5 protein-coding genes, 1 tRNA gene and 1 pseudogene are annotated in these 7,234 nt (G+C 68.9%); 3 read left to right on the forward strand and 4 right to left on the reverse strand.

What is annotated here, in order from left to right; genetic code table 11:
- The 3 genes and pseudogenes from NQ160_RS14980 to NQ160_RS14990 form a co-directional block, all read left to right on the forward strand.
- Positions 1-290 (forward strand): annotated as a pseudogene (locus NQ160_RS14980) (thymidine kinase); the annotation flags it as partial.
- Positions 291-356: 66 nt separating this feature from the next.
- A complete protein-coding gene (locus tag NQ160_RS14985) occupies positions 357-1,055 on the forward strand; it encodes a FadR/GntR family transcriptional regulator (RefSeq protein WP_257515996.1) in 699 nt (232 codons plus the stop codon).
- Between the two features lie 14 nt (positions 1,056-1,069).
- Positions 1,070-2,347, forward strand: coding sequence for an alpha-hydroxy acid oxidase (locus tag NQ160_RS14990; protein WP_257514828.1), 1,278 nt, complete (start codon positions 1,070-1,072; stop codon positions 2,345-2,347).
- Between the two features lie 424 nt (positions 2,348-2,771).
- Here NQ160_RS14990 and NQ160_RS14995 read toward each other — a convergent pair whose 3' ends face one another.
- The 4 genes from NQ160_RS14995 to NQ160_RS15010 form a co-directional block, all read right to left on the reverse strand.
- Positions 2,772-3,539, reverse strand: coding sequence for an HAD-IIB family hydrolase (locus tag NQ160_RS14995; RefSeq protein WP_257515997.1), 768 nt, complete (start codon positions 3,537-3,539; stop codon positions 2,772-2,774).
- Between the two features lie 69 nt (positions 3,540-3,608).
- Positions 3,609-3,685, reverse strand: a tRNA-Pro gene (locus tag NQ160_RS15000).
- 48 nt (positions 3,686-3,733) lie between these two features.
- The gene (locus NQ160_RS15005) at positions 3,734-4,666 is read right to left on the reverse strand and encodes a metallophosphoesterase (protein WP_257515998.1); all 933 of its coding nucleotides are present in this window, start codon (positions 4,664-4,666) and stop codon (positions 3,734-3,736) included.
- Positions 4,659-7,214, reverse strand: coding sequence for a transglycosylase domain-containing protein (locus NQ160_RS15010; protein ID WP_257515999.1), 2,556 nt, complete (start codon positions 7,212-7,214; stop codon positions 4,659-4,661). Before NQ160_RS15010 ends, NQ160_RS15005 begins: the two co-directional genes overlap by 8 nt.
- Between the last annotated feature and the right edge of the window lie 20 nt (positions 7,215-7,234).

The raw sequence follows: 7,234 nt of genomic DNA on the forward strand, positions 1-7,234 counted from the left end.
TCGTGCTCGAGGGGGTGCCGGTGCTCGCCTACGGCATCCGCACCGACTTCCGCACCCACGCCTTTCCCGGCTCGGCGCGGCTCATGGAGCTCGCGCATTCGCTCGAGGAGCTCAAGACCATCTGCCGGTGCGGGCGCAAGGCGCTGTTCAACGCGCGCCTGGTCGGTGGACGCTTCGTGTTCGACGGTGACCAGGTGGCCATCGACGAACTGACGACGGAGCGCGTGACCTACGAGTCGATGTGCGCGGAGTGCTACCTGCGCGAGTCTGGCGGGCGCCTCGACGGCTGACGCCGGGTTGCCTGGTCAGACCACGCGGCGTATTGTGGTCAGGCCACGACGAAGGGGACCGCGCCGATGACGGACAGCACCGCTCCACCCGCACGCGCCTGGAAGGTCGTGCTGGACAAGATCGAGACCGACCTTCTGGAGGGGCGACTCGGCCCCGGTGATCGCCTGCCCTCGGAGCGCGATCTGGTCTCGCAGCTGGGCGTCGGGCGGTCGAGCGTCCGCGAGGCACTGCGCGTTCTCGAGGTGATGGGGCTCATCCGCACCGGGACCGGCTCCGGCCCGTCTGCCGGCGCCATCGTCATCTCGTCGCCCACCGGGGGCATGTCGGCCTTCCTGCGTCTGCAGGTCGCCGCGCAGGGCTTCCCGATCGAGGATGTCGTCGCGACGCGTCTGTTCGTGGAGGAGTGGGTCGTGGCGACCCTCGCCGCAGCCCCCGACCCTGATCTGTCCGCAGTGCGCGAGACCGTCGAGGCGATGGATGCCGCCCCGCTGCCGCCGGACGAGTTCCTGGCCCTGGACGCCCAGTTCCACTACGCGCTGGCCGCGGCATCGGGAAACAGCGTCGTCGCGGCGACCATGGCGGGCCTGCGCTCGTCGATCGAGTCGTACACCGCAGAGATCGCCGGCCGTGTCGCCGACTGGGACGCCGCCTCCGCGCGGCTGCGACACCAGCACCACGAGATCCTCGCAGCCATCGACGCGGGCGACGCCGAACGCGCGCGCGCCCTCATCCCACAGCACATCTCCGGCTACTACGCCCCCTGATCGAGAGGCCACGCATGGTCAAGCGTCAACTCCCCAAGCCCACCGAACTGCTCGAGCTGATGCAGTTCAAAAAGCCCGAACTCAACGGCACCAAGCGTCGCCTCGACGCAGCGCTGACGATCGGCGACCTGCAGAAGATCGCCAAGCGTCGCACGCCGAAGGCGGCGTTCGACTACACCGACGGCGCGGCCGAGGGCGAGCTGTCGCTCGCGCGCGCCCGGCAGGCGTTCGAGGACATCGAGTTCCACCCCGACGTGCTGCGCCCCGCGGAGCACGTCGACACGTCGGTGGAGATCCTCGGCGGCCGCTCGGCGCTGCCTTTCGGCATCGCTCCCACCGGCTTCACGCGCCTCATGCAGACCGAGGGAGAGACCGCGGGAGCCGGTGCCGCGGCCGCCGCCGGCATCCCGTTCACCCTTTCGACCCTCGGGACGACCTCGATCGAAGACGTGAAGGCGACCAACCCCCACGGGCGCAACTGGTTCCAGCTGTACGTCATGCGCGACCGCGACATCTCGTACGGGCTGGTCGCCCGGGCGGCCGCGGCCGGGTTCGACACCCTCATGTTCACCGTCGACACCCCCATCGCCGGGGCGCGCCTGCGCGACAAGCGCAATGGGTTCTCGATTCCGCCGCAGCTGACCGTCGGAACCATCATCAACGCGATCCCGCGGCCGTGGTGGTGGATCGACTTCCTCACCACCCCGAAGCTCGAGTTCGCGTCGCTGTCGACCACCGGCGGCACCGTTGGCGAGCTGCTCAACGCGGCGATGGACCCGACGATCAGCTACGACGACCTCGAGTACATCCGCAGCATCTGGCCCGGCAAGATCGTCGTCAAGGGCGTGCAGAACGTCGCCGACAGCAAGCGGCTGATCGACCTGGGCGTCGACGGCATCATCCTGTCTAACCACGGCGGCCGCCAGCTGGACCGCGCCCCGATACCGTTCCACCTGCTGCCGCAGGTCGTGCGCGAGGTCGGCAACGACGCCACCGTGATGATCGACACCGGCATCATGAACGGTGCCGACATCGTGGCCTCGATGGCGCTGGGGGCGAAGTTCACCCTCATCGGCCGTGCCTACCTGTACGGCCTCATGGCCGGTGGCCGGGCAGGCGTCGACCGCACGATCGAGATCCTCCGCACCGAGATCGAGCGCACGATGGCCCTCCTCGGAGTGTCGAGCATCGAGGAGCTCGAGCCGCGGCACGTGACGCAGCTGCAGCGGCTGACGCCGATCGGGCAGCAGTCCCGCTCGGTGCGGCCGCAGCGGGTGGCGGCCCAGGGCTGAGCCTGCCGGCCCGGCTGCCCCGGTCGTAACTCCTCAAGAACGGTCCCCGCGGGGGCCGTTCTTGCGTTTCGGGCGCGCCCGGTGCGGTTTTTGAGGAGTTGCGGCAGGTTCGGCAGCTGGCTTCGCACCGCTCGGTCCGGCTTCGGGGTGGCCTGGAATGGTGCGAGCCTCGAGGGAGGCATCCGCGACCAGTCCGGGGCGTCCGGGGGCGGGGGCGTCCGGGCCGGTCCGCGCGCGTAACTCCTCAAGAACGGCCGCTGCGGGGGTCGCTCGTAGGCTCCTGTGCCGCTCGGTGCCGATTTTGAGGAGTTGGGAACGGCTGGGGCGGCTGCGATCGGTACGGGCACCCGCAGCAGTCACCGAACCGGGCCTGTGGCCCGCTGTGCGCATCCCGCGGCCGGCAGGCGCCGTGAGGCGAGACGAACTACACCCGAACGGGGAGCGTCGGGATGAGGGACTCCAGGAACGTCGCGGTGTCCTCCCACCCCTCGACAGCGTGGCACGTGACGCCCATGGCGAGCACGGGGTAGTCGTTGCCGTCGGGGTCGAGGCGGTCGCCCACGAACAGCATGTCGTCCAGGGCGATGCCGGTCTGGTCTGACAGCTGACGCATGCCGTACGCCTTGTCGATGCCGCGGTGGGTGATGTCCACCGACGTCGACCCGCCCGAGCGCACCTCGAGGTCGGGGATGCGCGCAGCGACCGCCTCGCGCAGGGCGTTCTTCTTCGAACCGGTGGGGTCCCACGCGACCTTGGCGTGCAGGGGAGCGGACTGTCCGAGTGCCGAGAAGGTGATCTGCGAGCCGCGGTCCTCGAGGATGTCGCCCCAGGTCTCGCTCTCCCACAGCCCGAGGCGGCGGGCCTCCTGCTCGACCGCGGCCAGCGCCCGGGTCTTCTCGTCGTCGGTGAGCCGGTGCGCGTACACCGTCTCGATGCCGGCGTCGGACAGCCGGTAGTACTGAGTGCCGCAGGTCGGCATGAGGTGCAGGGCAGCCACGACAGCGGGGGATGCCGCGGGGAGGTTCTCCACGACCTGCACCTGGAACTGCTGCAGCTGTCCACCCGAGATGATCGCGACCTCGACCCGCTCCGCCAAGGCCACCAGCAGCGCGCCCATGCGCGGCGCGATCGCGCTCTTGGAGGGCGCCAGGGTGTCGTCGAGGTCGAAGGCGATCAGGCGGGGGATGGGCATGGGGTGGGCTCCTGGCTCTCTCGCGGTCGTCCTACACGAAGGGCTCCACCTGATGGTGGAGCCCTTCTGTGGTCGGGGTGACAGGATTTGAACCTGCGGCCTCGTCGTCCCGAACGACGCGCGCTACCAAGCTGCGCCACACCCCGGAGCAACCCCCCTAGCTTACCCGATCCGCGGGCATGCTCCGAACCGCGTCACTCTCGCGGCACCAGGGTCAGCAGCGTCGCCTCGGGACGGCACCCGAAACGCACGGGGGCGTAGATCGAGTGGCCGATGCCGGCGCTGACGTTCAGCGGCACCCGCCGCCCGCCGCTGGTCCACGCGCTCAGCCCTCGCGCTTGGCGGAGGGGGATGTCGCAATTGGCCACGAGCGCCGCGGGCGATCCGGGAATGCGCACCTGGCCGCCGTGGGTGTGGCCCGCCAGCAGCAGATCGGCCCCGCGCGCGGTGAAGTCGTCCAGGACGCGACGATACGGGGCGTGGGTGACTCCGAGGTCGAGGTCGGCCTTGGGCATGCCGACGAGCGCGGCATCCACGGCGTCGAGGTCGTCCCAGTCCCGGTGCGCGTCGCTCACGCCGTAGGCGCGCACGCGCAGCCCGCCGACCTGCAGCTGCGTCGCCGCGTTGTTGAGGTCTGCCCAGCCGAGCTCCTCGCCGAGGAAGCGGTCCAGGGCGTCGGTGTCGATGGGCGTCGCCTTGGGCTTGCGCGAGGACGGTCCGCTGAAGTAGCGCAGCGGGTTGCGGGGGGAGGGTTCGAAGCGGTCGTTGGACCCGTGCACGAAGACACCGGGCACACCCGCGAAGGGGGCGAGCGCTTCGCGGATGCCGCGCAGGCCCTCGCCGTGCCCGAGGTTGTCGCCGGTGTTCACGACGAGGTCGGGCTCGAGGGCTGCGAGCGACCCGATCCAGCGCTGCTTGCGCCGCTGCCAGGGGGCCATGTGGGCATCGGAGATGTGCAGGATGCGCACCGGTCTCGCTCCCGGGGGGAGCACTGCCACATCGTGCCGACGGACGGTGTACAGGTGCCGTTCGATGCCGATGCCCCAGACGGCCGCAGCCGCACCCAGCCCCCCCACCGCCGCGAGGGCGGTGAGGGCGGGGCGGGGCGATCGGTGCCGGTCAGCCACAGCTGAGGGTGATCGGGGTAGTGCGTGCGGCCACGGTGCCCGGGGCGGGATCGGTGCCCGTCACAGTGGGCGGCTCTTCCTCGTCCTCATCGGCTGGGCACAGCGTGATCGCGGTGAAGCCGGCGCTGCGCAATGCGTCGCGCGCCTTGTCCATCGTCATGCCGGCGACGGTCGGCACCGTGACGGCCTCGCCGTTGCTGGGGGTGAGGACCACGGTCGTCCCCCCCGGTACGCGCCCGGCACCCGGATCCTGACTGATGATCGTGCCGGCGGGCTCGGCGCCGTCCACCGGGTCGTTGACACGCACCGCGAAGCCGGCGTCTTCGATCACCGATATGGCCTCGTCGACCGTCATGCCGACCACATTCGGCAGATCCGCGTAGATACGCCGCGTCAGGTTGGAGTCGGGTCCGGGGAACTGGTCGCCGCCGTACTTGGCGTTGGCGGCACGCTGCAGGTCGGGCCAGATCGCGTGGCGCATGCGCCACAGCGGGTAGCCGTTCGCCCAGAGGCGGTTCAGCTGCGCCTCGCCGATGACATTGCCCACCCAGGTGGCACTGGCGACCTTGGTCGAGCTGCCGATCATCCACGTCTGGAACTGCTGGTGGATGCCGGTCTTGCCGATGAGCGGGGTGCCGTCGAACGTGCGCGACGGCGTCGCCGAGCCGGACGCCAGCACGTTCTGCAGGACGTGGGCGGCAGTGTTCGCCACCGACTCGTCGAGCACGCGCGAGCAGGTGGTCTCGGGCAGCGGCAGCGGGTTGCCGGCCGAGTCGGTGACCTCATCGATGGCCTTCGGCTGGCAGTAGGTGCCGCCGGAGGCGATCGTGGCGTAGACGTTCGCCATATCGATCGGGGCGATGTTCATCGAGCCGAGGATCGAGTAGGGCTCATTGAGGTATGGATAGTCGGCATCCGGCTCGTACGTCGTGTGCCCGTCCGCGAGGGTCACGCCCAGCCGGTCCGCCACCTTGTTGACGTCGCATACGGTGAGCTTCTCGGCCATGGCGAAGAAGCCGGTGTTCAGCGAGTCGGCGGTGAACTGGTACGGGGTGCTGGTGTATCCGCGGGAGTTCTCGAAGTTACCGATCTCCGAACCGGAGAACGTCTTCACGCCGCCCTCGCAGCCCCGGTCGATCTTGAACGTGCGCTCGGTGCCGTTGAGTACCTCGTTGATCGAGTGACCCTTTTCGAGCCAGTCGAGCAGCGTGAACACCTTGTAGGTGGAGCCGACGTTGAAGCCGCTGGACCCGCCGTTGGTCTTGCGGGTGTTGAAGTTGATCGAGGAGTACGAGCGGTCGGATTCGAGCTGCGCCGCCGACTGCGAGTACAGGGTGTTCTGCGCCATCGAGAGCACGCGTCCGGTGCCGACCTCGATCTGCACGGCGGTCGAGCCGAGTTCGATGCCCTCCATAGTGGCGGGGACGATCGAGAGGGCCTCCTCCGCGGCGCGCTGCAGGTCCATGTCGATCGTGGTGTAGATGCGGTAGCCGCCACGACGCAGGTTCTGTTTGCGCTCGTCGGGGGTCTCGCCGAAGACGGGGTCGTTCTCCACGATCGTGCGCACGTAGTCGCAGAAATATGCCGATCGACCGGCCATCTGGCAACCCTGATCGGTCGGGGTGATCTGCGGAGTGATCGGCTCGGCCTTGGCCGCGTCGTACTCCTCCTGCGTGATCTTGCCGTCGGTCAGCATGCGCCACAGCACGTAGTCGCGCCGCTCGAGCGTCTTTGCGTAGCCGTTGGCGGCGCCGTTGGACTCGTTGTCGGGGCGGTCGATGCGGTAGCCGTTGGGTTCCTGCACCATTCCGGCGAGGGTCGCGGCCTGGCTGAGGGTGAGGTTCGCGGCATCCACCCCGAAGTAGTACTTCGATGCGGCGCCGATGCCGTAGTTCTGCCCGCCGAAGTTGACGATGTTGAGGTAGCCGAGAAGGATCTCGTCCTTCGTGTACGTCTTCTCGAGCTGGATGGCGAAGCGCATCTCCTGCAGCTTGCGCTGCAGGCCGCCCTCGCCGATGTCGGAGTTCGTGGCCTCCCAGTAGCAGGCCTGCTTCTCTTCTTCGGTCGTGGCATCCTCTTCGCATCGCTGCACGAGGATGTTCTTGACGTACTGCTGGCTGATCGACGAGCCGCCGCGGCTGGAGGTGCCGCGCACGTTGGCGAGCACGGCGCTCATGGTGCCGGCGAGGTCGACGCCGCCGTGCTTGTAGAAGTTCTTGTCCTCGCTGGAGAGCACGGCGTCGTAGACGAGCGGGTTGATCTGATCGAACTCCAGCGGCACCCGGTTCTGGTCGTAGAACCGCGCGAGAAGCTGGGGCGTGCCGTCGCTCGCCCTGGCGTAGATCTCGGTGGACTCCATGAGGTCGTCGATCTCGAGGTAGCTCGGCATGTTGTCGAACATCGAGATCGCGTTGCTCGCGGCGTACCCCGAAACAGCGATGGCGGGGGTGACCGTGGCGGTGACCAGGATGCCGGCGACGGTGCTGAGCCCGACCAGGCCCAGGAGTCCCCCGAGCACGCCACTGGTCGTCCGTTTCTTGTGGGGCATAGGGTGATCGTAAGCCAAAA

Source organism: Microbacterium sp. zg.Y909 (assembly GCF_024626565.1).